The sequence below is a fragment of the Yersinia frederiksenii ATCC 33641 genome (genome assembly GCF_000754805.1).
GTDB lineage: Bacteria > Pseudomonadota > Gammaproteobacteria > Enterobacterales > Enterobacteriaceae > Yersinia > Yersinia frederiksenii.
Map to the genome: position 1 here is coordinate 4,601,454 of NZ_KN150731.1, position 25,720 is coordinate 4,627,173.

The following is a 25,720-nucleotide window of genomic DNA, read 5'->3' on the forward strand; positions in this document are numbered from 1 at the left end:
CTTTAAGAAACCCGGTCAATGGTGATGGTGAGACTATTGATGGAGCTGATAACACCGCTGATACTGGCGTGTAATGGCGCACCCAAAGCACTATCTGGGATCTGCCCGATCAGTTGACCTTGCGCGACTCGTTCACCCACAGTGACAGTGGCCTCGGTGGCTGCACCGATATGCTGGCGCAGCGGCAAAATGACCTGCTGTGGCTGATAGGTATCCTCGCTAAATGGAGCGGCTTGATACCAGTCAGTCAGATCCAACCGGGCAATCAGTCGGGATGTCGGCACCATACGGTAATTGGCCATCGGGTCAGCTTCGCGCAGCTCCCCTTGATAACGAGCACCTTGTGCCCGCAACTGGGTTTTCAGCAGGCGATTAATGCGCATTGGCGAGATATCTACCGGGCAGGCATAGCTTTCACACACCCCACATTCTGAGCAGGTGAGGGCGCTGAGCAAGATATCTGGGGTTGCGACTTGTTGATAGATAATCGCCCGCACCAGCAAATGCGGCGGTAATTCATGGCCGATCAAGTGGCGTGGGCACAGCTCGGTGCACATGCGGCACTGTTCACATACCGTGCGGGCAATGGCTAACACATCTTTATCACTGCGGGCGCGGCGAGTGATGAGCAAATGGTCAGCCGGTAGCACCAGCAAGCCGCCGGTGGTTTTAGTCACGGGTTGGTCAAGGTCATGCAGGGCATGGCCCATCATTGGGCCGCCATTGATATAAGCCGGATTATTTATGGTGACGCCGCCAGCTAGCGCCAGGACTTCCCGTAGTGGTGTACCCAATGGCACCGTTAGGGTTAATGGCCGCGCCACTGCCCCATTGACTGTCAAAGTACGACGAGTGACCGGCCATTGTTGCTCAACCGCACGCGCCACATTGAGCAGGGTTTGTACATTATTGACCACCACGCCAATACTGATGGGCAGAGCCGCAGGCGGTACCCGGCGACCGGTGGCCAGCCAGATAGTAATGACTTCATCACCAGCGGGGTAAACGTCAGGCAAGATATGCAGGCGAATCTGTGCAGGCAGCAAAGGTGTCAGTGCCGCAATCGCCTCGGTATATTTGGCTTTTAGCGCAATAATACCTTCTCGTGCGCCGGTGGCGGTCATGCCATACAGCACGCCACGTACCAGCCGCGCGGCCTGGCGCGGGATCAATTGCTGGTCCACTTTCAGCATCGGCTCGCACTCAGCGGCATTGACCAGAAAAATCTCTGCTTGCGCCTGAAGTTTCACCGCCGTTGGGAACCCGGCTCCGCCGGCACCGACCACACCGGCATCACGTACCCGCTGCTGGACGGTGGCTGCGTCACATTGGGCCAGTTCTCCATAAGCGGGGGGAGCGCGCATTAAGGGGTTATCAGGCATCTGAATATCACTCATAAAGTGCCTCAATAATTGTGCGGATGTCATTACCGTCAGCCGGACGTGGATTAGTGCGCAGTGTGACGTCTGCCAGTGCGGCGGTTATCATGTCCGGAATCCGTTGCTGTAACTGGCGTTCGTCCACTTTCATCGCCGCCAATGGTTGCGGTATTCCGCACTGGCGTTTCAGCAGTTCAATTTGATGAATGAGCTGGTTGACGGCACCTCGTTCATCACCTTTTACCGGGCTGAAATGGCATATTTTCGCCAATCGGGCATAACGTTTACGTGCCCGCGTGTCGGCAGCATTAAAACGAATGACCGGCACTAACAGCAGTGCATTCGCCAAGCCGTGGGCAATGTGAAATTGCCCCCCTAACTGGTGAGCGATGGCATGATTGATGCCAAGCCCGGCTTGGCTGAATGCCATGCCAGCCAGCGTTGAGGCATTGTGCATTTTGCCGCGGGTAATCAGACAATCACCTTTGCGGCAAGCGGTGGGCAGATGACGAAACACCAATTGCACCGCTTTCTCTGCCAGTGCATCAGTAAAATCACTGGCGCGCGGCGATACATAAGCCTCTAGCGCGTGTGTCAGCACGTCCAATCCGGTATTGGCGGTGATAACCGGAGGCACGGTTGCCACCAGCGCCGGATCCAAAATGGCGATATCCGGGTAAATCTCATCGTCAAATAGGGGATATTTAATACTTTTTTCCGGGTCACTTATCACGCAGGCACTGGTGACTTCCGAGCCAGTGCCGCTAGTGGTCGGGATGGCGATACAGGTTTCTATCTCCAGACCTTGTTGGCGGCTAAACCAGACAATCGCTTTGGCCGCATCCAGCGCCGAGCCACCACCAAAACCGATGACAATATCCGGGCTTAGCGCATGCATTTGCTCGATACCCTTGACCACGGTGGCGATATTCGGGTCCGGCGTGATATCACTGAACAGGCTTATGTGATTGTCAGCGGGCAAGGCTTCTTTTAGGCGATTCAACAGAGGTGAGGTCGCCAGAAAGCCATCGCAAATTATCCAGATTTTGCGCTGATGGAAGCGTTGCAGCACTTTGAGGCTGCCTTCCCCGCTATAAATGCGGGTTTGCAGGAAAAAAGTCTTCATACGTCCTCGCTCAGCGAATAGAAAAACCGTTAGTCAGCACACAACGCCGTTGGCGCGCAAAGGTGCGAGCTGAAGTGGTGCCCTCTCCGGTTGGGGTGGCGATAGTAAAGGTGGTAAAACCTTCGCCACCGACGCCAATCCCGGCATAGGACGGGCCGTTTTTGACAAAGATTGAGGTCTGCAATAGACGCGCTGCCAGATTCAGGCGCGAAACATTTTGCGAATGCATAGTTGCCGTATGATGCAGGCCCGCTTCCACTTGCAGTGCCAGTGTCAGGCCGGCATCAAAGTCCTTTACCCGAACGACCGGTAACAGCGGCATCAATTGTTCAGTGGTGACCAGAGGATCGTCACCGGCCACTTCAACCAGTAACAGGCGCGGTGCTTTTGCCGGGCAGGTGAGTCCGGCAGCTTTCAGCAATTCAATTGGGCTCTTGCCGACCAGATTTTTATTGGCGTGGCCCTGTGGTGTCAGGCAAGCTTTGCGCAGGCTGTCGACATCTTGTGGGTTGCTGATAAGCAAGGCATCGAAAGCCTGCATTTGTTGCAATAGGCGGTCGGCGACGCTCTCCACCACAATCAGGCTTTTCTCTGCAATGCAGGGCAGGTTATTGTCGAAGGATGCACCTGCCACAATATCCTGTGCCGCCTTCACCAATTCGGCAGTTTCGTCCACTAAACAAGGTGGGTTACCGGCTCCGGCACCAATCACTTTTTTGCCGCTTTTCATGCCCATGGCAACAATGGCTGGCCCGCCAGTAATGGCTAGCAAGGCAATTTTGTCGTGCGCCATCATCTGTTGAGTGGCTTCAAAACTGGGGTCTTTCACCGTCACTACCAGGTTGCGGATGCCGCAACTGTTGAAGATTATCTCTTCAATTTGGGCAATTAAATCCAGTGATACCGCTTTGGCTCCGGGATGTGGGCTGAAATACACCGCATTACCGGCCGCCAGCATGCTGATGCTGTTGTTGATGATGGTTTCCGTCGGATTGGTGCTGGGGGCGACGGAACCAATCACGCCAAAGGGCGAGTATTCAAATAACACCATGCCACCGTCACCGGTCAGGGCTGTGGTGGACAGGTCTTCAATACCGGGGGTGTTTTCCAGTGCCGCTTTGTTTTTCAGGAATTTGTCTTCTTTATTCCCCATACCGGTTTCACTGGCACCGCGTTCAGATAAAGAGGCTAACTGCGGTTTGAGTTGCTCACGGAGAGCACTGATAATGGCGCTGCGAGTTTTCATCGGGCTTTGCTGATAGCGCAAGAATGCGCTATGGGCGGCATTGACAGCTTCATCCACGCTGGCAAAAATAGCGCTGGAGGCAGACGTAGTTGCGGGCGTCAGTTGCTCGGTGAGGATAGTGCGAATGAGAGATTCAAGGTTATTAATGTTCATTATTCATTCCTCAGATGTAAAGCCGATATGGCCGCTTCTGCTATGTGCATATCTTGTTCGACGCTACCGCCGCTAATTCCTAAACCGCCCACCAGTTGGCCACTGCGCCACAGAGGGTAGCCACCACCAAAACTCACCACTTTGCCGCCGGTGCTGGCTTCCAGTTGGAATAGGTCGGCCCCCGGCTGAATAGCCTGGCTGAGCTGGTGTGTCGCGGTTTTCATCGCCACCGCAGTCCAGGCTTTTTTCGGAGCCAGTTCACTGCTCACTAGCAGGGTATCGGGCATACGGTAGGTCATAATCATGTTGCCGTGGCGGTCAGCTAGAGCCACGACCACCGCGACGTGTAATTTCATGGCGGCATCGACAGCCAACTTAACCAGTTGATGGACATCAGCAAATCCGAGTCCGGCAGTGGTGGGCGGTGTGGTTTGCGCAGCCGCAGTCGGGGGTGCTTGCATGGCTGATACCTCAGTGGCTGCCAGATAACGGGCTACCACGGTTTGAGCGGTTTGTTGCAGTTGTTGGCGCTGGTCTTCATCACGAGCCAGTGCGTACAGGCAATCAGATAACCGGTTCAGATACTGCAATAGCACCGGGCGTACCGGCACTTGCTCTGCCAGTTCAATCAGCCGCCGCTCGCAGCGCCGCGCCAGAGTGCGGGCAAAATGCAAACGGCTGCCGGCTTCGGTATTTCCGGGCAAGATAAAACCGTGCACTGGCGGTAACTGCGCCATACAGCGGTCGACAGCTTGTTCCAGTGCATGAATGTCTTGTTCATGAATACTTTTGCGTCCAACCGGTGGCGCCTCAATCCCTTCGCTGGCCAGTTCGGCACTGAAATAAAACAGCTGATGTTGTACGGCATCGAGTAACTGAAGGTTTTCCTCACCTTGTGCCGCACGGGCACACAGACTCAGCGCAGCATTCAGTTCATCAAGGGTGCCGTAGGTTTCTACCCGTGGGTGGCTTTTTTTCACCCGTTGACCAGTGAACAGGGCTGTGGTTCCTGCATCACCGGTTTTGGTATAGATGCTCATAAAATCACCTGCTCAATCAGTAAGAACACTCATCGACGATGGCGACGATCGCCAGATCGATGGCATCATTCGGCTCGGCAAAGACCCGCCGGGCACTGGACCCTCCTGATAACAGCACCAACTCACCCTGACCCGCACCCACCGAGTCGACCGCCACTTCATCCGGCGTCTTGCTATCCGGTGGCAGTGAGCCATCACCGGCAACGCGGCGCACCAACAGCAGTTTTTTCCCAATCAATGTTGGTGATTTTTGCGTTGAGACCACGGAACCTACCACTCTGGCCAGTTGCATGATTTACTCCTGCCTTAACAGTTGAATGTGACCGGCTGACAACTGGTCTTGTGCCAGCGGTGTCACCAGTGTGTGGTGGTCAATGAGCAACCAGCCGGGGCCAAGCGTGGCAATATCGCGATAACTCAGCACCTTACCTGCATGGAGTCGCACGGCGACACCGCGGCTATCACTGAATGTCAGTGGCAACGGACGCAATGCAGCAGCGGGCAGTGCGGGTAGCAACTGGCAATGCAGGCTGATATGGACTTTCATTCCCCATGACCATGCTTCGTTCAGTGCTGCTACCGCCGGGCAACGCGTATCGGATTGCGCCAAGCGGCAGATAAATGCCAAATCCGGTAGCATCAGGTGCAGATTGGCATGTTGCACGAATACCGCGGGATCAAGCCCGGCGCGCAGCTGAGGCAGCAGCAGGGCGTGAACCCGGCGTTCGCGCTCAGCTAACCGCGTGACAATCTGGCTGACCAGTTGTTCGGTTTGCGCCTGAGTCAGATTCATGGCTGCGTTGTCCGTGGTGGCGTCAACAACGTGGCAAAAGCGGCAGGGTCGTCGGCACCAGCGGCATTGGCCTCGTCAGTATCGATATGCATTTCCAGTTTCATTTGGGGTGAAACGCGAATAGCAACATCGTCCATGATTAAGCGGCGGCCACTGCCCTGAATGGCAACCTGTACCCGGTCGCCGTGTTTTACCCGATAGATAAGGGCATCCAGTGGGGACATATGAATATGTCGCAGTGCCACAATCACGCCATGAGGCAGTTCCAGCTCGCCGTAAGGGCTAACCAGCCGGATAGCCGGGGTGTTGTCCAAGTTGCCTGACATGCGCAGGGGAGCATTGATCCCTAAAGTGCGAGCATCGGTGCGGGAGATTTCCACTTGGCTACGGCTACGTAACGGCCCAAGAATACGGACGTTTTTTAGACTGCCCTTTGGCCCGACCAAGGTTACCGTCTGTTCGGCGGCAAACTGGCCGGGTTGTAGCAGCGCTTTTTTCTCGACCAGCAACTGGTCTGGGAATAATTGTTGATAGTCCTGCACCGAAAGATGCAGGTGTCGATTGGAAACCCCAAGCGGGATCGGACGAAGACGCATTTCGTCGAGGATCTTACTGACAACGGGCTCCAGTAACGCTTTTTCCATCAGACTTTTCCTCGTTTACCCAAGTGGATACAGCGAAAGCGAGGCTCACCTTTATGGCGTCGGCAAGCCGGATCGAGGCAGAGATTGCAGCTCACACGGAGAGCTGGCTGAGTCTCACTTTCATTGGTGCTAACTGTGGGTTCGTCAACGCTAGCGGCCTGTTCGGACGCATCATCGCTGGCGATATCAGCCGGTGGCTGGGTCTCGGTTTCTTCCGTCTTCTCAACCAGTGAGAGGATTTCTACTGCCGGTTCGACAGCCATCACCTCAACTGCGGCCACGGCAGCAGTAGGAGCCAACCAATATTCCATCAGAGCGGCTGCCGGACGGGCCAGCACCGCGCGCGAGACCAAGCCATGATGCTGTTCGGCAAAGGCGGCACCGGTACTGATTGCCGCCTGAACCGAGGCCACATCACCGGTCAGGCGGATTAACATCCAGCCGGAACCGTTGGTTTTTTCTATCCCGATCAGGTTGACGGATGCCGCTTTTGCCATGGCATCCGCCGCGCCGATCGCCAGCGCTAGACCGCTAACTTCAAGTAAACCCAGTGACGTTTTCACGCTGTGCTCCTCTTCTTACCCTTAGGCAGAGGTCGGTAAAATGGCTTCTACATCGCTATGTGGGCGCGGGATCACATGGCAGGATTTAACTTCACCCACCGCGCTGGCTGCTGCAGAACCGGCATCAACCGCCGCTTTTACTGCGCCGACATCGCCGCGAACCATGACAGTGACTAAGCCGGAGCCGATTTTTTCGTATCCCACCAGCTGTACGTTGGCAGACTTGACCATGGCGTCAGCCGCTTCGATAGCCGCGACCAGGCCTTTGGTTTCAACGAGTCCGAGTGCGTTGTTCATATTTCTCTATCCTTCTAGGAGTTATGGAGTGACTTTAGGGTGAAAACTTAAACGGTAAACCTTTAACCAACCGGGCGGCGTTGTTACCGAGTCGCCGTAATTGGTCTTCGTCTTGTGCCCACACCTGCCGGAACAGCGGGTTGGCGGGCGGTAAATTACGGTAATGCACCACCACTTCGTCGGCAGAACATGCCAACCCGACCAAAAGCGGAGAGCGGGTTGCCGCCTGCCAGGCGCGCTGTATGGCATCTGCGTCATCATCTTGCTGCCATTGCCAGGGAATGCCTTCTTCCTCTATACCCAGCAATACCTGATGCCAGATGGCTTCTGGTGTTTGTGAGGTCCGGCTTATCACGATGGCGGGAGCATCATTGGTGAAATTCATCAGTAACTCTCCCGCTGATAGGCCAGAATTAGCCCGGTTGCCACTGCATTGCGCGGGCCTTCACAGGCGCGAATATTGCCGCGCCCCGCCACCAGCTTGTAGTGGGAGAGGGCATCGGTCACCAATTGAGGGATTTCAAAGTCCAGTGACGAGCCGCCGACCAGCACCACGAAGGGGATATCGCGGATATTGCCGGTTGGGCTGACTTGACGCAGGGCGCGTAGTGCATTGGTAACAAACACCCGTTCTTTCGCCGAACGGCGGATATTGCGCACTTTTTCCAGCGCGTAATCCCCGGGCAGTGGCACCAGACCTTCAGGTTTGACGACCACCAGCCGGGCAAAAACCTCGGGCGGCAGTGGCTGTGGGAAGAACTGCACACTGCCGTCTTCATGGCGCAGGTGGAACAAACTTTCCACTTTTGCCAATGGGTGTTTTTTGATGTCTTCGGCCAGATAGCGGTCTTGAAGATCCAGTTCAGAGGCAATGATCATCGTGACCATGTCTCCGGCGCCTGCCAAATGGGTCGCTACGATTTGGCCTTGGGCATTGATGATGGAGGCATCGGTGGAACCCGCGCCCAAATCGAGGATGGCGAGTGGCCGTCGCGTTCCTGGTGTGGTCAGTGCGCCGAGTATCGCCGCTTCGGCTTCCGCCCCCCCGACCTGTACATCAATATTCAGGGTTTTCTCGATTTCACTGGCAATATGCGCCATTTGCAGACGATCAGATTTCACCATGGAGGCGATACCGACTGCCTGCTCGAGTGAGAACTCGCCCGCCAGACCCCCAATGACATTGACCGGCACCGCGGTATCAACCGCTAGCAAGTCTTGAATAAAGATTTCATTGGTCGGTTTGTTGGTCAGTTCTGCCATGGTTTGACGCACGTGCTCAAGCATGCCGCCGATATTGGTGCCGGGCTCACCGCTGACATTGTCCAGATGCCGGAAGCTATTTACTGCAGTCATAATGGCTTCACTGCCGCTGGCAACATCCACGCGGACAGTCCGGCCCTCGGCAAATAGCTCCAGATGACCGGCCGGTATGGCCCGCGCTTTAACATCCCCTTCAGGCGTTTTGACCACCACCGCTGAACGAGTGCCAATCAAGGCGCGCGCGACCGGAACAATATTTTTGGTTTCTTCGGCACTGAGTTCAAATACAGTGGCAATACCATAAGGGTTAGAGAGGGTTTCAATCACCTGACCCGGCATGGCAACTTCAACTGCCGCCAACATGCCCATTGGGATGCGGTCGATATGCAGCACCTCATCAACAATTGGCAGTGGATGGTTTAGGCGGTTGCTGACCAGTACGCCATCATCCCGCTGCAAGATAATCGCCGTAATATGGTATCCGGCACCGTTAGCGGCGTTGACCACCGCAGCGGCATCAGCAAAATCAACAGCTGCGGGCACGACCAGAATGTAAGGTTGGGCAGGGTCACGTGTTACCAGCTCATCAATAGTGATGGTCAGTCCGACCCCAAGCCCCAGCCCTCCAGGGGTTTTCGGGTTGTGGCCGATCATGGTGGATTCAGTGATTATGGTTTCAGTGATGGTTTCCATCGCCACATCACCAATTACCGGGGTCGCCTCATTGATGCGGATCAGACTGATATCACTGAGAGTGATACCGGCCTTTTCCACTAACATATTCAGCGCCTTATTGATGCCGAATATGTTGCGCTGCGTCCCCTTGACTCCGGTGGTCTCCGTCAGAGTGCTGGCAACAAACTGTAACTGACCGTCAGCTGCGCATTGTGCCAATGCCACTTCTGTTGATGAGTTGCCGATGTCCACGCCTGCTATGTAACGCATTTCCCTTACCCCATACCCTTTATCTTTCAATTCGCCGATGTGTTGGCTGTCTTTACATCCCCCAGTCACTGACTTGAGTCAGTGACTGGGGATGATTTCTCGTGCCGCCTTCCTGCAACTTGACATCTATTGGGTATAATCTGATTAATTAATCGTCGCCTTTCAGCTTCTTACGCTGGACATACAAAACGGCAGCTTCGCGCACAAAAGCGGCGCAAATAGTGGCTTTGTACGTTTTTTCCAGATCATCAGCGATGGCATTTAATTCATCTTTGCTGGAACGGAATGGGCGCAGAGCGTTATAGATATCCAACACCTTGTCATCTGGCACCGCCGTCAGCTCTGCCGCACGTTCGAAGTTCATTGCCAACAGTGGGCGACCCGCATCTTTGGCTATAGAGGCCTGAATACGCAGGATTTCCGGTGTAATACGCAAATCCTGTGAGGTCACACTGCCGTTCAACACGTTAGCTAACGTCAGGTCATCCAACGTTTTATTGGTGGCGGTTTTAACCCAGTCAGGGTGTTTATTTGCCAGCGGATAGTCAGAGACTTTGGCATCACTGCGCGAACTGGCCGCCGGTGCCGGGCAAGCCGCAGCAGGCGACTGACCTTGCAAGCTGTTCATCTTGCTCAACACATCGCGAACCATGGATTCAATAGCTTCGGAATTCATTGTGTTTTCCTTTGTTAAAGCGCTACCCGGAGTTCCTGGGGATTCTTGCCAGTCACCACATACTTGGTTTCTTTAATGTGCAGAATCGCTGATTTGGCCTGATATTTTGGCCGAGCCATTTGGTCATTCAGGGTCGGAACCGGTTGTGGTGATTCCCGTTTGGCATAGCGGGCGGCGTTTTTGCCAATCAGACGGTAGGTTTCCAGCGTCAACAGTGGTGCCTGCGGGAACAACTCCAGATTGGAAAGTGGCGGCAGACCTTGCTGATGAATAACCGTTGTGCCTTTTGATTGGATACCGATAGAAATTCCGGAGCCACTCAGGCGGTTGCCTTCTACCGCAACAAAGGCCACGTCGGAGGATTTAAAGCAGCGGATAACGCGCGCTTTAATTCCTTCTTCTTCGATACCAGCAATCAGCTCGCGCAGAATGTTTTTATGCGGTATTCCAACGATGTTGGTGGTCTGTGACAAACCAAATGCCGGGCCAACCGCAATAATCACTTCATCCTGATGAGTGCCGGGGCGAGCTTCACCCACTTCAGTGAGAAAATCCCCTGACGCCGTGGTGTTAACTGCGGCTGCGGGTTGAGTCTCTTGCTTAAAGGAGACGGTATTCTGGTCTCCCTGCATTTCCTGCAATACGCCTTCAATAATCTGGCGTAACAGTTTTTCGTTAATATCGACCATCTCGTGAACCCCTTAGCCAAGCTCATTCGGATCAAGCGCGTTTGGAATATTTTTGATCTCTTCCCAACGTGCACCTTCCAGCCGGTAACCGGTCGCTGGCCCTGCGTAGTCATTGACGTCATTCACTGCCGATAACACTTGGTTGTCGCCTTTGATGATCGCCGAGGTATGCAGGTAGTCACCGGCAATCTTGGCTTTTTGGATGTTGAGCATGTCTTGCGCCACATCTTCGAAACCGCCTTGTGCCAAGGCTTTAACCACTTCCAGACCGGTGCGGTTTTTGCTGATGATCTCCTGCGCGAACTTGATGTCTTCGACGATGTTACGTTCCGGCATATCTTTTGAGCCGTGGGCATAGGTCGCCGCAATGACTTCTTCGTCAGTGATTGGTGGCAGGCCCATACCGGCGAACACGGCTTGCAGGGCGCGTGCGGCTTTATTACGAATGGCTACTACGTCTGCTTCCAACACCGGACGCAGGCCACCATCGACTTTCAGGTCGCGTTGCATCACGTTGTAATCGTCAAAGTCTTCAGCATCTTCGTTGGAGCCGGCGAACATGTTGTCGTAGTTCGGCACCGCGGAATAACCTGAGGAGATGAAGTCAGTACCCGGCAGGAACTGCATCAGCAGGCGAGCAGTACGGCGCATATCTGAGTGGGTAAAGGTCTGGTCGTTACTGGAGGCACACTCCAGATCCAGTGCTGAACAGATCAGGTTCTCTGCCAAAATAGCGCGAATACCGGATGGCACCGCCGATGGCACACCGACACAGCTAACTGAGCCGTTTTGCAGCCCCTGAACCCCGGCAGCTTTGGTGATGTAAATACAGCGCGCTTCCAGATACAGCATGGATTTGCCTTCGGCATAACCCATTTGTACTTCAGAGCCGGAACCCGAGGTAAAGCGCATTTTCAAGCCGCGTGATGCATAGGAAGAGGCCAGGAAACCTTTTGACCATGGGGTGTCATCGCCATCGGTAAACACCGGTTCAGTGCCATAAACCGAAATGGTTTCGGCGTAACAGGTGTGGCCTAGCATCCCCAGTTTCAGTTCAGTGGCTTCTTCCAGAGAGCATTGCGTCAGTACCCCCGGGCGACCCACTTGCGACCCCACTAACAGGGCGATGGCATTGAAAGGGGCGTAACGAGCTACCGCCACGGTGGTTTCTTGCTCATCGAAGCCACGGAATGCACCTTCGGCGGCGTCAGCGGCAATCTGCACCGGGTTATCTTTCACGTTAGTTACGTGGGCTTGTTGTGATGGGGTACGACGAGCGCGCATTTTCTGCATCGACATCATCATTTCCACCACGTTCATGTGGGATACCACCTCGACAATTTTGGCCGGTGTCATGGCGGTGGTCAGTGGCACAATGGTGCGGCGCGACACATTTGGGTCACACAGCATATTGGCCAGCTTGATGGAGTCCATCTTCATCACTTCTTCCGCATGCTCCAGATTGATACCGTAGCGGGCGATAAAGTGGTCGATCAGGTCGAAATTACTTTGTGGCTTGCCGTCCAGCTCGGTTACCACACCATTAACAATCTTGATGGAAGGTTTCGGATCATTCGGGCTTTCCATGGCAATAAAGCCTTCCTCGATCCACTCTTTGACAAAGCCGTCCTGATTAACCGGGCGTTTCGCCAATGCTTCAAATCTTTTCGATTTCATGAAACAGCCTCACTGTGGCGTCAGATATAAGAAGGGCGGTCGTTTTTCGGTTCAGCACCCAAGGTCGCTAATACCGTTTTGCCGATCTCACGAGCAGAAATCACTGCCTGACGAACTGCGCCAGAATCACCGGAGATAACCAGGATCACTTCGTTGCTGAAGCTGGTGCCTTGGGCTGGGGAACTGTAAGCCACCACATCAACATTGGCGGATTTAACGGCGGTATCAGCCATCAGAACGCCAATAGATGCCGGTGCACCGACGATCACACCGCAAGAGCGGCCCAGTGGGGCGCCGAATGCTTTTTCCAATGCATGACTGGCTCGGGCGCTGTACTGCAACTCAATGTGACCCGCTTCATTGGCGTAAACGTCACCGAAGGTCCGGTCTAACTCTTTCAGCGCGACTTCGACGGCGCGTTTTACATCTGAAACATCGTCACCACCGAAAATAATCAGTGAACCGTGACCCGCACCGCCTTTGGTATCGCGCGGCAATTCAATGCTGACCACTTCGGTATTGGTGGCTTTTACCGCTTCATCTGCCGCCATAATGTGTGGTCCAGCACCGGTACGTGCGCCCAAAATACCAATAGAGCGATAACGTTTTTCCAGCTTCATTGCGTCTAGTAGGGCGCTGTCGACGTTGGCGATTACCAGTCCGACCGTGTCACCGATCGCGGTACCAACAAATTCCGTTAAACTGCAAGTTTTCTCAGCCATAGCCGTATCTCGTTGTTTATAGGATGGTTGTTTATTGAATGATGGTTTATCAAATGAGGGTGAGGAAGACGCCGGAGCGTGTTCGCTGACTTTCGCTATCACCTGCGCCATGATTTGGTCGATCAGGTCATTGCTTTTCATTAGCTATTTCCCTTAGGTAAAAACTTCTCAACATCAGTGTGTGGGCGCGGAATAACATGGGTTGACTTCACTTCACCCACGTTAGCGGCTGCAATGGCGCCAGCATCAGTGGCAGCTTTAACTGCCCCCACGTCACCACGTACGATGACGGTAACCAGACCAGAGCCTATTTTTTCGTAGCCCACCAACGTCACATTGGCCGATTTCACCATGGTGTCAGCAGCCTCAATGGCAGCGGTCAGCCCTTTGGTTTCCACCATTCCTAGTGCTTCTTGTTGCATAAATACCTCGACGGAATATCAGGTGCCTTGTTCTGGCTTGAATTGTCATGTTCAGAAATAACGTTGTCAGGTTCGTGCTGGAACTGAATATACAAACAAGCAATGAAAAAGAATGGCTGTAATGAATTTACTGGCGAGAATGGTTAGTGATGAAATAACAAAATATTGTTATTAAATATGTTAACTTATTATTTTTTAAGTCTATTATTTAATTGAGGTGTAAGAATAATTAGTTATGGCATATTCAGAATTACAATTAATGCAGTGACATTGGCTATTATCTTTGGTATTTGCGCGCATGAATAAGAAAAGAGGGGTGGCTCACATTAAATGAGAAACTGCGAGCTTGATAACAATAATAGAAAGAATAAATGACAAGAAAATCATATTTATTAATTATCCGCTGAGTTGCTTATTTGTAAGGCTTTGGGTGGTTTTTTTGACCATAAAATAGCAATAATTTGTTATTGGCAGTCTAGTTTTTGTTTAGCTAATGGCAGTTTACGACAACACTTTCATTATTCGTCTCTTTATAGTGAGTAGGTCATGGGCCGTGCATTCGATACAGAACGTCATATAACTTAATTAATCACAAGCAGGGTAACCCTATGAACGACTCGCTCAAAGCTCAGTGTATTGCGGAATTCCTCGGTACCGGGCTGTTTTTATTTTTTGGTATTAGTTGTCTAGCTGCGATGAAAGTGGCGGGTGCCAGTTTTGGTCTGTGGGAAATTTGTATCGTATGGGGGCTAGGGATTTCACTGGCCGTCTATCTCACCGCCGGTATTTCTGGTGCTCATCTCAACCCCGCCATCACTGTTGCTTTATGGCTGTTCGCCTGTTTCCCTGGCCGTAAAGTTATTCCTTACAGCATTGCACAAGTCGCGGGTGCTTTTGGCGGTGCCGCTTTGTCATATATGTTGTATCACAACTTATTCACTGACTTTGAAACTGCTCATCAGATGGTGCGTGGTAGCTTGGAAAGCCTGCAACTGGCCAGTATTTTCAGTACCTTCCCATCACCGGCTATCAGTGTCTGGCAGGCCGCCTTTGTTGAAATTATTATCACCTCGATTCTGATGGGGCTGATTATGGCACTGACTGATGATGGTAATGGTGTGCCGCGTGGGGCATTAGGCCCACTATTGATTGGTATTCTGGTGGCGGTAATCGGTGCTTCTACCGGCCCGTTAACCGGGTTTGCTATGAATCCAGCACGTGATTTTGGTCCTAAATTATTTACCTTCTTTGCGGGTTGGGGAAAAATCTCGATGACTGGTGGGCGTGATATTCCTTATTTCATCATTCCTATTGTGGCACCTATTATTGGTGCGTGCCTGGGGGCGGCAGTTTATCGCGTCTTTATTGGTAAAAATCTGGCTTGTAATACTTGTAAGTTAGATGATGAAAAAACAGTGAATGAGTCATAACAATCAATGATGTCTTCCTCATCTTGGTACTGCAAACAGGTATTAAGATGAGGGAATTTCGTGATCTGTTCTAGTTAATGCACTGATTATAGTCCCCTGTTGATTATGACTCTGGTAAGGTTAATTGTTATTTCTCTCCGATGTACCGGAGAATAGACCGCCACAGGGATATTAGGTTTTCATATTGTTAATGGGAATTAAAATATAACAATGCAGTAACACATTTATCATTTCAGGGATGATTTATAGCAATATACGAAACTTAATAACAATAAATTAAAATTAACTGAGAGGTTTTATCATGATTTCTGCCAGTTCTCTAAACTCAGAGCTCATAAATAAAATCGCGCAGGATTTTGCTCAGGCAACCGGGCTGGCTGTGGTGGTGGTAAATATTCACGGCGAAGAGATTTCTGATCTATTTAATTTCACTCCGTTTTGTCAATTGATGCGCCAGGATCCGGTTAATCACCTTCGCTGTCGAATGAGTGATCGTTGCGGTGGCCTTGAGGCTTCCAAATCTAATGAACCTTGTATCTATCGCTGCCATGCCGGGCTAACAGATTTTTCTATCCCACTGGTTATTGCCAGTCACTTGGTGGGTTTTGTTTTATGCGGCCAGGTGCGGCTGCATTCAGATGTTTACCTCATTGATATCCTTAATATTGATAATAATTGGAAACAGAACCCGGTACTGTTAGATGAATACCACAATGTGCCTATTATGGATTTCTCGCGAGTGATCGCTTCGGCAGATTTACTGAAGTTGATCGTTGAGAACTGCTTGAAAAAGCATCTCAACTTTGTGGTGATTAATGACAATATGGGCAGTAAGGAACCCGGAAAAATACGCCCGGTACACCCTCATGACAGTAAAATGAAAAAAGCACTGCGCTATATTGATACTCATCTATCAGAAGAGTTGCGCCTTGAAGAGGTAGCCGCCAAGGTCTATCTCAGCCCTTACTACTTCAGCAAATTATTTAAAAAATATCAGGGCATAGGTTTTAATGCCTGGGTGAATCAGCAACGGATGGTCAATGCGAGAGAAATGTTGCAACACAGTGATTGGAGCATTGCCAGTATTGCCAAAAACCTAGGGTTTTCACAAACCAGTTATTTCTGCAAAGTATTCCGTCAAGCCTATAATGTGACGCCGCAGGTATTTCGCTCACTTTCTTCTGAACGCAACAAAATGGAATGACAGTTATTGATTTAATATCAATTGGTCATGTTTTTAATTCATATTTTCTTATTTAAAAATTAAAATAGTAATTGGTTTTAAAATTAATTAATGACAATTTTTTGTTATTAAACCAAAGGGGGAAGTTAACCTAACAAACTGTTACTAAGTGATTTTTTCAGGGTGGATGGCAATTTTTTGTTATGGTTGCACAAAAAAAATAGCAAATAAAAAATGAAATTAACCATTTTTTATTTGTGGAAAAGAGTATATTAACCTTAATCAAATTTAATAAGTCACTTGACGTTAAAACTGTGTAAATAAAGAGATAAAATCTATAACGAAATAGAAATAAAATAACAGAATCTAACATAGTGTAGTTACTGAGATGGTTATGCCAAAAGTTATTGGAGTTGCAGTTAACATCTTGCGGCTTCAAGAATAAAAGGCATGTTATGCACTAAAGCATAACTGGGAAGGGGGTGACAATCCCCCGCAGCCCCCGCTGCTGTGATGCTGACGAACCCGTAGAAACCACTGATCCACAAGATTGGGAAGGTGCGGGAGAGGATGACGCTAAGCCAGAAGACCAGCCCGCTCAGTAAAAGATTTTCAACTCCTTCGGTGGGAAGCGGGTTGTCATCAGATGCGCGCAGCGGTGACGTTGCGCAGATGCACCTTTTTGACACTGCATATCCCGCTTGAAATGGCGGGATTTTTTATGCAACGATCAGGCAAACAAGCATTTATCATCGCAGGAACCGGCAGTGGCTGCGGTAAAACCACCGTGACGCTGGGTATTTTGCGGGCGCTGATAGCGCGTGGATTGTCGGTGCAACCGTTCAAAGTCGGGCCGGATTATTTGGATACCGGCTGGCATACCGCTGTCAGTGGTGTGACGTCGCGTAACCTCGATGCTTTTATGCTGCCACCCGTTACCCTCAATGGGCTGTATAACCAACATCTGCGCCATGCCGATGTGGCAGTGATCGAAGGCGTTATGGGGCTTTATGACGGCTACGGCACAGACCCAAATTATTGCAGCAGTGCGGCCATGGCTAAACAGCTTGGTTGCCCGGTTATCTTGCTGGTAGATGGCAAGGCGGTATCGACCTCAGTGGCCGCCACGGTGATGGGGTTTTGTCAGTTTGATCCCAATCTGCAGATTGCGGGTGTCATTATTAACCGCGTCAATTCAGATAATCACTATCAGCTTATCCGTCATGCCATTGAACACTATTGTGGCATTCCAGTTTTGGGTCGTTTACCGGTGCTGGACGATGTGGCATTGCCATCGCGTCATTTAGGACTGATTCCGGCGCAAGAGCGCGGCGGGCCAATCGGCAAACAGCCGGATAATGCCCCGCGTTGGCAACGGCTGGCGCAACAGGTTGAAGAGTTTATCGATCTGGACCGATTACTGGCATTGACGCCTTGCACCAAACTTCCTGCGGGAACCTCGCCGGAGTTACCTCCTCATGCCTTAGCCCATGGTCTGACACTGGCGCTGGCCGAAGATGAAGCCTTCAATTTCTATTATCCCGACAACCTTGATCTGCTAGAGCAGGCCGGGGTGCGTATCCAACGTTTCAGTCCCTTACATGACCGCCAGCTACCTGCTTGCCAGATGGTTTATCTGGGGGGCGGCTATCCAGAAATTTACGCGGCTAAGCTGGCGGCCAATACCGCCATGCACGCGGCATTACAACAGGCACACTGTCAACAAATTCCACTGTATGGCGAATGTGGTGGTTTGATGTATCTGGGAGATGGCTTAACCGATGAAGAGGGGCAACGGCATCCAATGGTAGGGATTTTGGCTGGGGAAAGCCGAATGGGAAAACGCCTGACCCGCTTTGGTTACTGCCAGGCCGAGGCTCGCAGTGACACGCTATTAGCGGCGCAAGGTGAAATTCTGCGTGGTCATGAGTTCCATTACTCCGATTTTACCAGCCCGCTGACACCGGTATTTGATAGCAGTAAGTGGCGCGATGGCGAGGTTATTCAGCGCTGGAGCACCGGCTATCAAGTGCAACGGACACAAGCCAGTTATCTGCATATTCATTTTGCCCAGCGCCCCGGTTTATTAAATGGCTGGCTGAACGCCGCCCGGAGCCTGTTATGACTCTTGCAGCATGGTTTGTGGCTTTTCTACTTGATAGCTGGCTCGGTGACCCGCCGCACTGGCCGCATCCAGTGCGCTGGATTGGCAACTTGATCACTGTGCTGCAACGGGCTATCCGGGCAGTTTGTCGCAGTGAACGAGCGTTGAAATGGGGCGGAGCCGTATTGTGGCTGGCAGTAGTGGGTATCACTTGGCTGACCTGCTGGGGATTTTTATGGCTGATGACTGAGATTAATCCGTGGCTCGGTTGGTTGGCGCAAGTGTGGATGATTTACACCTTGCTGGCCGGGCGCTGCCTGAGTGACGCGGCACTGGCGGTGTTTGATGCACTACAGCAGGGTTCATTGGCGCAAAGTCGCGAAAAGCTGTCATGGATTGTTGGGCGTGATACTTCGCAATTGGAAAAGCCGCAAATTACTCGCGCCGTGGTGGAAACGGTGGCTGAAAACAGTGTCGATGGTGTGATTGCACCGCTGTTCTTCCTGCTGCTTGGCGGCGCACCGCTGGCGATGGCGTACAAAGCGGTTAATACCCTGGACTCGATGGTGGGCTACAAAACCCCGAAATATCGGGCTATTGGCTACGTCTCGGCACGGATGGATGATCTGGCTAATTGGCTGCCTGCCCGCCTGAGTTGGTTACTGTTGAGTGCCGCAGCCTGGTTGGTTCAAGCCGATTACCGACAGGCGCTGCGCATTGGTTGGCGTGACCGTTATCAGCACTCTAGCCCGAATTGTGCCTGGTCAGAAGCCACGGTTGCCGGTGCGCTAGGGGTACGACTTGGTGGCCCGAATGATTACTTTGGTGAGCGGGTAGAAAAGCCCTGGATGGGTGATGAACGGCGCGACGTGGTGCTCGGCGATATTCCGCGCAGCATCCATTTGATGATGATGGCGTCGTTATTAGCCCTGTTACTGTTTGCCCTGATCCATCTGCTGCTGGTTGGCATCTAACTAGGATAACCCAATGAACTATATAAAAAATCCGCAAGAAATAGAGCAAAATAGCTTTGCCATCATTGGCGATATTATTGCCCATGAACGGCCCGATTATGTGTTTGTTAGTGAGATGCACGAAGCGGTGATCAAACGGGTTATTCACACCACCGCAGATTTTGATTGGCTGGATATTCTGCATTTTTCACCGGAGGTATTGAGCCGTATTGTTGAGGCGATCAGCCGGGGTTGCACCTTGTACACCGACACCACCATGGCCATGTCCGGTATCAATAAAACACTGTTACAGCAGATGGGCTGTGAATGCCGCTGCTATATCAGTGATTCGCGAGTGGTGGAAAGTGCGCCAAAGCTGGGCATTACCCGCTCGATGGCGGCGGTGGATATCGCGCTGGCGGAGCCGGGGGAGAAACTGTTTGTGTTCGGCAATGCGCCCACTGCGTTATTCCGTTTACTGGAGCGGCAAGCCGCGCCGGTTGCCGTCATTGGAGTACCGGTCGGTTTTGTCGGGGCAGCGGAGTCCAAAGATGCACTGGTAGAAAGTGATTTGCCCTGTATTGCAGCACTGGGGCGCAAAGGCGGCAGCAATGTGGCCGCCGCGATTATTAACGCCATCCTTTATCAATTAAGGGGGGCGTGATGAGTGACAGTCTGCTCCATGCAGAGCCGGTGAGTGATGACGCGGCATTGCAAAACCAGCAATTAGACAGCATTTGGCATAACGGTAAGCAATACCGTAAAGGCTACACCACCGGCTCCTGCGCCACGGCGGCGGCTAAAGTCGCGGCGCTGATGGTATTGCGCCAGCAAGTGATTGATCAAATTTCGATTGTCACACCGTCCGGTATCACCTTGTGCCTGAATGTCGAACAACCGCTGATTGAGGGCCAGCAAGCCACTGCGGCGATTCGCAAAGATGGCGGTGATGATATCGATGCCACCCACGGCATGTTAATTTTCGCCCGAGTGACACTCACTAAGCAGACCGACATTAGCTTACGTGGCGGCGAAGGAGTAGGAACTGTCACTCGCAAGGGTATTGGTTTGCCGGTGGGCAGTTGCGCCATTAATCGTACACCTCGCCAGACAATTGAAGCCGCAGTGCGCGAAGTCATCGGTCCATTACGTGGGGCTGAAGTCGAGATTTTTGCGCCGGAAGGGGAGGATCGGGCGAAAAAGACCTATAACGGGCGGCTGGGTATTCTGGGGGGAATCTCCATTATTGGCACCACCGGCATTGTCACGCCGATGTCGGAAGAGAGCTGGAAACGCTCTTTGGCGTTGGAGCTAGAGATGAAGCGCGCTGCAGGAGAAGACCGCGTCATTCTGGTGCCAGGTAACCATGGCGAGCGCTTTGTTCGTGACCATCTGGGCCTTGATAGCCAACGGGTGGTGACCATGAGTAACTTCGTCGGTTATATGCTGCAAGAAACTGTGCGATTAGGGTTCCGCCACGTACTGTTGGTTGGGCACCCCGGTAAGTTAGTCAAAGTTGCCGCCGGTATCTTCCACACTCACAGTCACATTGCCGATGGGCGCATGGAAACTCTGGTGGCTCATCTGGCGCTGATGGGGGCTCCACACGCACTGTTACTGGCGGTCAATCAGTGTGATACCACTGAAGCGGCCATGGAACTGATTGCCGAACAGGGTTGGGAAGGGGTGTATTCCCGCATTGCCGAGCGCATCTGCCAACGTATTGCCGAGATGATGCGCTTCTCCGTTAATCCCCCTCAATGTGACGCTATTTTGTTCTCCTTTGATAATCAGGTGCTGGGCAGCAGCCGTCCACTGGCAGAAATTGTGGAGGCGCAACAATGATTACGGTTGTCGGCATTGGTCCTGGTGATACTGAATATCTTACGCCAAATGCACTGCGGGCCATTGAACAGGCTGATGTGTTGGTGGGCGGTAAACGCCATCTGGCGACATTTGCTTGCAAGATCAAAGAGTCTCGCCTGCTGGATGCAGATCTGTTGGGGCTATTAGAGTGGCTGGATAGCAACAAAAACCGTGGCATCGTGGTGCTGGCCTCCGGCGACCCTTTGCTATTCGGCATTGGCAAATTGCTGGCCGCGAACTTCAGTGCTGACGAGTTGCATATCGTCCCCGGCATCAGCGCGATTCAATATCTGTGTGCCAAAGTGGCACTGGATATGAACGACCTTTTCCTCACCAGCAGCCATGGGCGAGAGCCTGATTTTGACTGGATTTTCCAGCACGACAAAGTGGCAATGGTCACTGACGGTTTTATCGGCCCGCGCGCAATTGCCGATGCTTTGCACCAGCGCGGCCTGTCTCGCACCTTAATTATTGGCGAAAACCTCTCGCAACCTAACGAACGAATTCACCGTCTGCCTATCGAGCAGGTGGCGGCCCGCTATGACATGAATGTGGTGGTGATCCTCAATGAAAGATGAGCTGTTCTTACGCGGGCAAAAAGTCCCGATGACCAAAGAAGCGGTGCGCGTGTTGGCATTGGAACGGCTGGAGTTACCCGGTGCCAGCCATCTGATTGATGTGGGGGCAGGCACGGGCAGTGTGGCTCTAGAGGCCGCGTTGCGTTTTCCTCATCTTAGGGTGACCGCCATTGAGCGTAACCCGGCAGCCCTGGAGTTGATTACTGAAAACCGCCAACGGTTGGGATGCCACAATGTGGCGATTATTGCGGGCACCGCGCCGCTGCCACTGGCAGATAAAGCCGACGCCATTTTTATCGGCGGCAGCGGCGGTCATTTGGCTGAACTTATCGACTGGGCATTGATGACGCTAAACCCCGGTGGTCGTCTGGTATTGACCTTTATTTTGCTCAATAACCTAAATGAAGCGCTAAGTCATTTAGAAAAACTGGCTCACAGGCAGGCCGATGCCATCTGTCAGTTGGACTGCGTTCAATTGCAGCTCTCCTCTCTGACCCCCTTGGGCAGCGGACACTATTTTAAACCGAATAATCCTACTTATCTTATTTCCTGCCACAAGGAGGCGCGCAATGTCTGAGCATCCTAATACTGTTTCACCCACCGATACACCTGCATGGGATACACAAAAAGTCTGGTTTGTCGGCGCAGGGCCGGGTGATAAAGAGCTGATTACGCTCAAAGGCTACCGCTTGCTGCAACAGGCACAAATCGTCATCTATGCCGGATCACTGATTAACACCGAACTGCTGGAGTATTGCTCGCCACAGGCGCAGTGCCACGACAGCGCGAGCTTGAATCTGGAACAAATTATTCAACTGATGGTTGATGGTGTGCGGGCTGGCAAGCTGGTGGTACGGCTGCAAACCGGCGACCTCTCTTTATATGGCTCGATTCGTGAGCAGGGGGAGGTTTTAGGTGAACACGGCATTGGCTTTGTGTCGGTACCGGGGGTCAGTGCTTTTCTCGGGGCGGCGGCACAGTTAGGGGTGGAGTACACGGTACCGGAAGTGGCGCAGAGCTTGATTATCACCCGTATTGAGGGGCGCACGCCGATGCCGCCACTGGAGCAACTGGAATCTTTTGCCGCCCATCAAACCTCAATGGCCATTTTCTTATCTGTCCAAGAGATGGACCGGGTGGCTGAGCGCCTCGTCGCCGGGGGCTATCCGGCTACGACACCGGTGGCCGTCGTGTACAAAGCAACCTGGGCCGAAAGTCGCACCGTTCGCGGCACTTTGGCGGATATTGCCGAGTTGGTCCGGGCGGCGAGTATTCATAAAACCGCACTGATATTAGTGGGGGCTTTCCTGGGTGATGAATACCACTATTCCAAACTTTATGACGCGGGGTTTAGCCATGAGTATCGTCAAGCCTGAGTCGATAGCTGTTTTTTGTCTGACTCCCGGTGGGGTTAGGTTAGCGCGGCGTTTGCAAACCCACCTGCCACTGACCTGTTTTACCAGTGACAAACTGATGGAAGCGGAATTCCTGCCATTCAATGGCAGTTTTGGCGACACCCTACGTGAGGCCTTTAAACAGTACTCGGCGCTAGTGGTCGTCGGGGCCATCGGCCTAACCGTGCGGGTTATCGCGCCATTGGTTAATGACAAGATGACGGACCCTGCGGTGGTGGTAATTGATGAACGCGGGCAGCATGTCATCAGTTTGTTGTCAGGCCATGTGGGGGGGGCTAATACCCTGACGCGCTATTTGGCGGGAATTTTGGGCGCGGATCCGGTTATCACCACGGCGACTGACGTTAATGAGATGGCTGCGCTGGACACCTTAGCCACCCAATTAGATGCCGAAATGCACGATTTCCGCCACGCAGTCAAAGTGGTTAATCAAATGTTGGTCAGCGAGCAAAAAGTTGGGCTGTGGTGGGATATGCCATTGGTGGCGGAACGCGATCGCTGCGACACCCGCGGTTTTGTGCCGGTGGATTCGTTGGATGCCTTGCCACCACTGGATGCGCTGGTGTGCGTCACCCTGCGCGACACTCTGCCGTCACTGCCATTGCCGGTTTATAAATTGGTGCCGCGCCGCGTGGTCGCGGGCATTGGTTGCCGTCGGGCGACATCACTGCAAACACTGGTTGAATTGCTGCAACAGCAAATGGCCGAAAATCACTTTGATCTCATGGCGTTGCGGGCTATCGGCAGTGTCACCATCAAAAAAGATGAACCGGCGCTACATCAGTTGGCTCAATGCTGGCGGGTGCCATTCGAACTGTTCAGTGTCGGCGAACTGAGCCGCCACGAGCAACGTTTCCCTGCTTCTGATTTTGTCCGCCAAACGGTGGGAGTCGGCAGCGTTTCACAACCGGTCGCCTGGCTGATGAGCGACGGTAAATTGGTTGGCAATACTCTGCGCCAGCAGGGCGTCACCATCACTTTGGGAGTTTCGCATTAATGTTAACCGTGATTGGCATTGGGCCGGGCAGTGAATCGATGATGACACAGGAAGCTATTGCGGCAATCCGTGAGGCTGAGATTATCGTCGGTTATAAGACCTATACCCATTTGGTAAAGCCCCTGACCGGGGATAAACAGGTGATCAAAACCGGCATGTGCAAAGAGATTGAGCGCTGCCAGACAGCGATTGATCTGGCACTGGCCGGGCATAACGTGGCGCTGATCAGCAGTGGTGATGCGGGCATTTATGGTATGGCTGGATTGGTGTTGGAGTTGGTCACACAACAAAAATTAGAGTTGGAAGTGCGGTTGGTCGCCGGGATCACCGCCAGCATTGCCGCCGCCTCTTTGCTTGGCGCGCCACTGATGCATGATTTTTGCCATATCAGCCTGAGTGATTTGATGACGCCTTGGGCAGTCATTGAAAAACGGATTATCGCGGCGGCACAAGCCGACTTTGTTATCTGCTTCTATAACCCACGCAGTCGTGGCCGTGAAGGGCATTTGGCGCGTGCGTTCGAGTTAATGCAACCCTGGAAAAAAGCCGCAACACCGGTCGGGGTGGTGAAAGCAGCTGGACGCAAGAAGCAGGAAAAATGGCTCACCACCTTGGGTGACATGGATTATGAACCGGTCGATATGACCAGTTTGGTGATTGTCGGCAATCAGGCAACGTACTGCCGTGATGGGCTGATGATCACCCCGCGGGGCTACTCATTATGACGGCTTATTCACTATGAAGAGCTATCTATGATGATTAACGGCTATTCGCCCATTCATGTTTTCGGTGGTACCAGCGATGCGCGGCTAATTTGCCAATTACTGGATGCGGCCGGTGAACGCTATAGCCTGTCGGTCGCCAGTGATGCGGGTCAGCAACTGGCGGGAGATATTCAGGGCGAGGTAGTGGTCGGACGGATGGACGCGGCGGCAATGGTCGATTTTCTTATCAATCGACAAGTGCAGTGGGTGATTGATGCTTCGCACCCTTATGCCGAGCTGCTCAGTGACAATGTGGTCGCGGCCTGCGGGCAAGCGAATGTGCCACTGACTCGCTATTTGCGCCCGAGTGAAATTGAGGTGCTCAATCACCCCCTGTTGCATAAGGTGGACAGTGTCGCGGCGGCTTGCTCAGTGGCGAAAAGTCTGGGGCCACGAGTCTTACTCACCACCGGCAGCAAGCAGTTGGCTGAATATCAACAGGGGCTGATAGGTAAAACTCTGTTGGTGCGGGTGCTGCCTACCGCCGAAGTCTTGCACCAATGCGAGGCTTTAGGACTGGGAGTGGACCAGATTATCGCGTTGCGTGGGCCATTTAGCGCGCAATTCAATCAGGCGCTGTATGAGTTTTGCCAACCGGATATCGTCATCACCAAAGAGTCTGGTGCACAAGGTGGCTATCAAGAAAAAGTAGCGCCCTGTCTGGCGCTGAAGATTCCCTGCATTGTGATACGTCGCCCGGCCACCGCGCAATTAGGCAATATTGGGCAGCAAGTGACTTCATTAGATGAATTTACCCAGCATCTGATGCACTGGCAGCAACAACGAGGACAATAA

At 52.5% G+C, this 25,720-nt stretch carries 28 protein-coding genes and 1 riboswitch; of the genes, 12 read left to right on the top strand and 16 right to left on the bottom strand.

Annotated features, from left to right (window positions below; all coding sequences use genetic code 11):
* Window positions 1-2: 2 nt before the first annotated feature.
* From DJ58_RS01625 to pduA, 16 genes are all read right to left on the bottom strand, one after another.
* Window positions 3-1,397, bottom strand: coding sequence for a 4Fe-4S dicluster domain-containing protein (locus DJ58_RS01625; RefSeq protein ID WP_032911606.1), 1,395 nt, complete (start codon window positions 1,395-1,397; stop codon window positions 3-5).
* Window positions 1,390-2,505 (bottom strand): 1-propanol dehydrogenase PduQ, encoded by a 1,116-nt coding sequence (locus DJ58_RS01620; protein WP_004711164.1) that lies wholly within the window; start codon window positions 2,503-2,505, stop codon window positions 1,390-1,392. Before DJ58_RS01620 ends, DJ58_RS01625 begins: the two co-directional genes overlap by 8 nt.
* Window positions 2,506-2,515: 10 nt before the next feature.
* Window positions 2,516-3,904, bottom strand: coding sequence for an aldehyde dehydrogenase family protein (locus DJ58_RS01615; RefSeq protein WP_032913283.1), 1,389 nt, complete (start codon window positions 3,902-3,904; stop codon window positions 2,516-2,518).
* A complete protein-coding gene (locus DJ58_RS01610) occupies window positions 3,904-4,944 on the bottom strand; it encodes a cob(I)yrinic acid a,c-diamide adenosyltransferase (protein ID WP_004710231.1) in 1,041 nt (346 codons plus the stop codon). Before DJ58_RS01610 ends, DJ58_RS01615 begins: the two co-directional genes overlap by 1 nt.
* A gap of 16 nt (window positions 4,945-4,960) precedes the next feature.
* On the bottom strand, window positions 4,961-5,236 hold the full coding sequence (locus tag DJ58_RS01605; RefSeq protein WP_004710233.1) for a EutN/CcmL family microcompartment protein: 276 nt from the start codon (window positions 5,234-5,236) through the stop codon (window positions 4,961-4,963).
* 3 nt (window positions 5,237-5,239) lie between these two features.
* The gene (gene pduM, locus DJ58_RS01600; RefSeq protein ID WP_032911398.1) at window positions 5,240-5,737 is read right to left on the bottom strand and encodes a microcompartment protein PduM; all 498 of its coding nucleotides are present in this window, start codon (window positions 5,735-5,737) and stop codon (window positions 5,240-5,242) included.
* On the bottom strand, window positions 5,734-6,381 hold the full coding sequence (locus DJ58_RS01595; protein ID WP_004710237.1) for a phosphate propanoyltransferase: 648 nt from the start codon (window positions 6,379-6,381) through the stop codon (window positions 5,734-5,736). The genes pduM and DJ58_RS01595 overlap by 4 nt, the downstream gene beginning before the upstream one ends.
* Window positions 6,381-6,944 carry a BMC domain-containing protein gene (locus tag DJ58_RS01590; RefSeq protein WP_032911400.1) on the bottom strand — a complete coding sequence of 188 codons (564 nt, stop codon included), beginning with the start codon at window positions 6,942-6,944 and terminating at the stop codon, window positions 6,381-6,383. The genes DJ58_RS01595 and DJ58_RS01590 overlap by 1 nt, the downstream gene beginning before the upstream one ends.
* 21 nt (window positions 6,945-6,965) lie before the next feature.
* On the bottom strand, window positions 6,966-7,241 hold the full coding sequence (gene pduJ / locus DJ58_RS01585; RefSeq protein WP_004090424.1) for a propanediol utilization microcompartment protein PduJ: 276 nt from the start codon (window positions 7,239-7,241) through the stop codon (window positions 6,966-6,968).
* Between the two features lie 34 nt (window positions 7,242-7,275).
* Window positions 7,276-7,626, bottom strand: a complete 351-nt coding sequence (locus DJ58_RS01580) for a glycerol dehydratase reactivase beta/small subunit family protein (RefSeq protein WP_032911401.1) — start codon at window positions 7,624-7,626, stop codon at window positions 7,276-7,278.
* Window positions 7,626-9,449, bottom strand: a complete 1,824-nt coding sequence (locus tag DJ58_RS01575; RefSeq protein ID WP_032911403.1) for a diol dehydratase reactivase subunit alpha — start codon at window positions 9,447-9,449, stop codon at window positions 7,626-7,628. Before DJ58_RS01575 ends, DJ58_RS01580 begins: the two co-directional genes overlap by 1 nt.
* Before the next feature lie 148 nt (window positions 9,450-9,597).
* Entirely contained in the window at window positions 9,598-10,125 is a 528-nt protein-coding gene (pduE, locus tag DJ58_RS01570) for a propanediol dehydratase small subunit PduE (protein ID WP_004710241.1), read from the bottom strand.
* Window positions 10,126-10,139: 14 nt separating this feature from the next.
* Window positions 10,140-10,814, bottom strand: coding sequence for a propanediol/glycerol family dehydratase medium subunit (locus DJ58_RS01565; protein WP_004710243.1), 675 nt, complete (start codon window positions 10,812-10,814; stop codon window positions 10,140-10,142).
* 12 nt (window positions 10,815-10,826) lie between these two features.
* Window positions 10,827-12,491, bottom strand: coding sequence for a propanediol dehydratase large subunit PduC (gene pduC / locus DJ58_RS01560; RefSeq protein ID WP_004710245.1), 1,665 nt, complete (start codon window positions 12,489-12,491; stop codon window positions 10,827-10,829).
* Between the two features lie 20 nt (window positions 12,492-12,511).
* A complete protein-coding gene (pduB, locus tag DJ58_RS01555; protein WP_004710247.1) occupies window positions 12,512-13,354 on the bottom strand; it encodes a propanediol utilization microcompartment protein PduB in 843 nt (280 codons plus the stop codon).
* Window positions 13,354-13,635, bottom strand: a complete 282-nt coding sequence (gene pduA, locus DJ58_RS01550) for a propanediol utilization microcompartment protein PduA (RefSeq protein WP_032911406.1) — start codon at window positions 13,633-13,635, stop codon at window positions 13,354-13,356. Before pduA ends, pduB begins: the two co-directional genes overlap by 1 nt.
* 608 nt (window positions 13,636-14,243) lie before the next feature.
* Here pduA and pduF point away from each other — a divergent pair.
* From pduF to DJ58_RS01490, 12 genes are all read left to right on the top strand, one after another.
* Window positions 14,244-15,065: a propanediol diffusion facilitator PduF gene (pduF, locus tag DJ58_RS01545; protein ID WP_004710248.1), complete on the top strand. Its 822-nt coding sequence runs from the start codon at window positions 14,244-14,246 to the stop codon at window positions 15,063-15,065.
* A gap of 301 nt (window positions 15,066-15,366) precedes the next feature.
* Window positions 15,367-16,269 (top strand): transcriptional regulator PocR, encoded by a 903-nt coding sequence (pocR, locus tag DJ58_RS01540; protein WP_004710250.1) that lies wholly within the window; start codon window positions 15,367-15,369, stop codon window positions 16,267-16,269.
* Between the two features lie 412 nt (window positions 16,270-16,681).
* Window positions 16,682-16,860: riboswitch (cobalamin riboswitch) on the top strand.
* A gap of 109 nt (window positions 16,861-16,969) precedes the next feature.
* Window positions 16,970-18,373, top strand: a complete 1,404-nt coding sequence (locus DJ58_RS01535; RefSeq protein ID WP_032911448.1) for a cobyrinic acid a,c-diamide synthase CobB — start codon at window positions 16,970-16,972, stop codon at window positions 18,371-18,373.
* Window positions 18,370-19,326, top strand: a complete 957-nt coding sequence (gene cbiB, locus DJ58_RS01530; protein WP_032911408.1) for an adenosylcobinamide-phosphate synthase CbiB — start codon at window positions 18,370-18,372, stop codon at window positions 19,324-19,326. The genes DJ58_RS01535 and cbiB overlap by 4 nt, the downstream gene beginning before the upstream one ends.
* Window positions 19,327-19,339: 13 nt before the next feature.
* Window positions 19,340-19,969 carry a cobalt-precorrin-8 methylmutase gene (locus DJ58_RS01525; protein ID WP_032911409.1) on the top strand — a complete coding sequence of 210 codons (630 nt, stop codon included), beginning with the start codon at window positions 19,340-19,342 and terminating at the stop codon, window positions 19,967-19,969.
* On the top strand, window positions 19,969-21,150 hold the full coding sequence (gene cbiD, locus DJ58_RS01520) for a cobalt-precorrin-5B (C(1))-methyltransferase CbiD (protein ID WP_004710257.1): 1,182 nt from the start codon (window positions 19,969-19,971) through the stop codon (window positions 21,148-21,150). The genes DJ58_RS01525 and cbiD overlap by 1 nt, the downstream gene beginning before the upstream one ends.
* The gene (locus DJ58_RS01515) at window positions 21,147-21,749 is read left to right on the top strand and encodes a cobalt-precorrin-7 (C(5))-methyltransferase (protein ID WP_032911410.1); all 603 of its coding nucleotides are present in this window, start codon (window positions 21,147-21,149) and stop codon (window positions 21,747-21,749) included. Before cbiD ends, DJ58_RS01515 begins: the two co-directional genes overlap by 4 nt.
* Entirely contained in the window at window positions 21,739-22,326 is a 588-nt protein-coding gene (locus DJ58_RS01510) for a decarboxylating cobalt-precorrin-6B (C(15))-methyltransferase (protein ID WP_032911411.1), read from the top strand. Before DJ58_RS01515 ends, DJ58_RS01510 begins: the two co-directional genes overlap by 11 nt.
* Window positions 22,319-23,125: a cobalt-precorrin-4 methyltransferase gene (locus DJ58_RS01505; RefSeq protein WP_032911412.1), complete on the top strand. Its 807-nt coding sequence runs from the start codon at window positions 22,319-22,321 to the stop codon at window positions 23,123-23,125. The genes DJ58_RS01510 and DJ58_RS01505 overlap by 8 nt, the downstream gene beginning before the upstream one ends.
* Entirely contained in the window at window positions 23,106-24,161 is a 1,056-nt protein-coding gene (gene cbiG / locus DJ58_RS01500) for a cobalt-precorrin 5A hydrolase (RefSeq protein WP_032911413.1), read from the top strand. Before DJ58_RS01505 ends, cbiG begins: the two co-directional genes overlap by 20 nt.
* Complete coding sequence (locus DJ58_RS01495; protein WP_032911414.1) at window positions 24,161-24,886, top strand: precorrin-3B C(17)-methyltransferase; 726 nt, start codon at window positions 24,161-24,163, stop codon at window positions 24,884-24,886. The genes cbiG and DJ58_RS01495 overlap by 1 nt, the downstream gene beginning before the upstream one ends.
* Before the next feature lie 30 nt (window positions 24,887-24,916).
* Window positions 24,917-25,720 carry a cobalt-precorrin-6A reductase gene (locus tag DJ58_RS01490; RefSeq protein ID WP_032911449.1) on the top strand — a complete coding sequence of 268 codons (804 nt, stop codon included), beginning with the start codon at window positions 24,917-24,919 and terminating at the stop codon, window positions 25,718-25,720.

Excerpts from the sequence above, each read along its gene's own strand:
- pduE (WP_004710241.1), bottom strand. The coding sequence starts at position 10,125 with ATGAATTCCGAAGCTATTGAATCCATGGTTCGCGATGTGTTGAGCAAG.
- pduB (WP_004710247.1), bottom strand. The coding sequence starts at position 13,354 with ATGAAAAGCAATGACCTGATCGACCAAATCATGGCGCAGGTGATAGCG.
- cbiB (WP_032911408.1), top strand. The coding sequence starts at position 18,370 with ATGACTCTTGCAGCATGGTTTGTGGCTTTTCTACTTGATAGCTGGCTC.
- pduA (WP_032911406.1), bottom strand. The coding sequence starts at position 13,635 with ATGCAACAAGAAGCACTAGGAATGGTGGAAACCAAAGGGCTGACCGCT.
- DJ58_RS01490 (WP_032911449.1), top strand. The coding sequence starts at position 24,917 with ATGATTAACGGCTATTCGCCCATTCATGTTTTCGGTGGTACCAGCGAT.
- DJ58_RS01610 (WP_004710231.1), bottom strand. The coding sequence starts at position 4,944 with ATGAGCATCTATACCAAAACCGGTGATGCAGGAACCACAGCCCTGTTC.
- DJ58_RS01515 (WP_032911410.1), top strand. The coding sequence starts at position 21,147 with ATGATTACGGTTGTCGGCATTGGTCCTGGTGATACTGAATATCTTACG.
- DJ58_RS01625 (WP_032911606.1), bottom strand. The coding sequence starts at position 1,397 with ATGAGTGATATTCAGATGCCTGATAACCCCTTAATGCGCGCTCCCCCC.
- cbiG (WP_032911413.1), top strand. The coding sequence starts at position 23,106 with ATGAGTATCGTCAAGCCTGAGTCGATAGCTGTTTTTTGTCTGACTCCC.
- pduC (WP_004710245.1), bottom strand. The coding sequence starts at position 12,491 with ATGAAATCGAAAAGATTTGAAGCATTGGCGAAACGCCCGGTTAATCAG.
- pduM (WP_032911398.1), bottom strand. The coding sequence starts at position 5,737 with ATGAATCTGACTCAGGCGCAAACCGAACAACTGGTCAGCCAGATTGTC.
- DJ58_RS01565 (WP_004710243.1), bottom strand. The coding sequence starts at position 10,814 with ATGGTCGATATTAACGAAAAACTGTTACGCCAGATTATTGAAGGCGTA.
- DJ58_RS01495 (WP_032911414.1), top strand. The coding sequence starts at position 24,161 with ATGTTAACCGTGATTGGCATTGGGCCGGGCAGTGAATCGATGATGACA.
- DJ58_RS01575 (WP_032911403.1), bottom strand. The coding sequence starts at position 9,449 with ATGCGTTACATAGCAGGCGTGGACATCGGCAACTCATCAACAGAAGTG.
- DJ58_RS01605 (WP_004710233.1), bottom strand. The coding sequence starts at position 5,236 with ATGCAACTGGCCAGAGTGGTAGGTTCCGTGGTCTCAACGCAAAAATCA.
- DJ58_RS01525 (WP_032911409.1), top strand. The coding sequence starts at position 19,340 with ATGAACTATATAAAAAATCCGCAAGAAATAGAGCAAAATAGCTTTGCC.
- pduF (WP_004710248.1), top strand. The coding sequence starts at position 14,244 with ATGAACGACTCGCTCAAAGCTCAGTGTATTGCGGAATTCCTCGGTACC.
- DJ58_RS01620 (WP_004711164.1), bottom strand. The coding sequence starts at position 2,505 with ATGAAGACTTTTTTCCTGCAAACCCGCATTTATAGCGGGGAAGGCAGC.
- DJ58_RS01510 (WP_032911411.1), top strand. The coding sequence starts at position 21,739 with ATGAAAGATGAGCTGTTCTTACGCGGGCAAAAAGTCCCGATGACCAAA.
- pduJ (WP_004090424.1), bottom strand. The coding sequence starts at position 7,241 with ATGAACAACGCACTCGGACTCGTTGAAACCAAAGGCCTGGTCGCGGCT.
- DJ58_RS01615 (WP_032913283.1), bottom strand. The coding sequence starts at position 3,904 with ATGAACATTAATAACCTTGAATCTCTCATTCGCACTATCCTCACCGAG.
- cbiD (WP_004710257.1), top strand. The coding sequence starts at position 19,969 with ATGAGTGACAGTCTGCTCCATGCAGAGCCGGTGAGTGATGACGCGGCA.
- DJ58_RS01535 (WP_032911448.1), top strand. The coding sequence starts at position 16,970 with ATGCAACGATCAGGCAAACAAGCATTTATCATCGCAGGAACCGGCAGT.
- DJ58_RS01595 (WP_004710237.1), bottom strand. The coding sequence starts at position 6,381 with ATGGAAAAAGCGTTACTGGAGCCCGTTGTCAGTAAGATCCTCGACGAA.
- DJ58_RS01505 (WP_032911412.1), top strand. The coding sequence starts at position 22,319 with ATGTCTGAGCATCCTAATACTGTTTCACCCACCGATACACCTGCATGG.
- pocR (WP_004710250.1), top strand. The coding sequence starts at position 15,367 with ATGATTTCTGCCAGTTCTCTAAACTCAGAGCTCATAAATAAAATCGCG.
- DJ58_RS01580 (WP_032911401.1), bottom strand. The coding sequence starts at position 7,626 with ATGAATTTCACCAATGATGCTCCCGCCATCGTGATAAGCCGGACCTCA.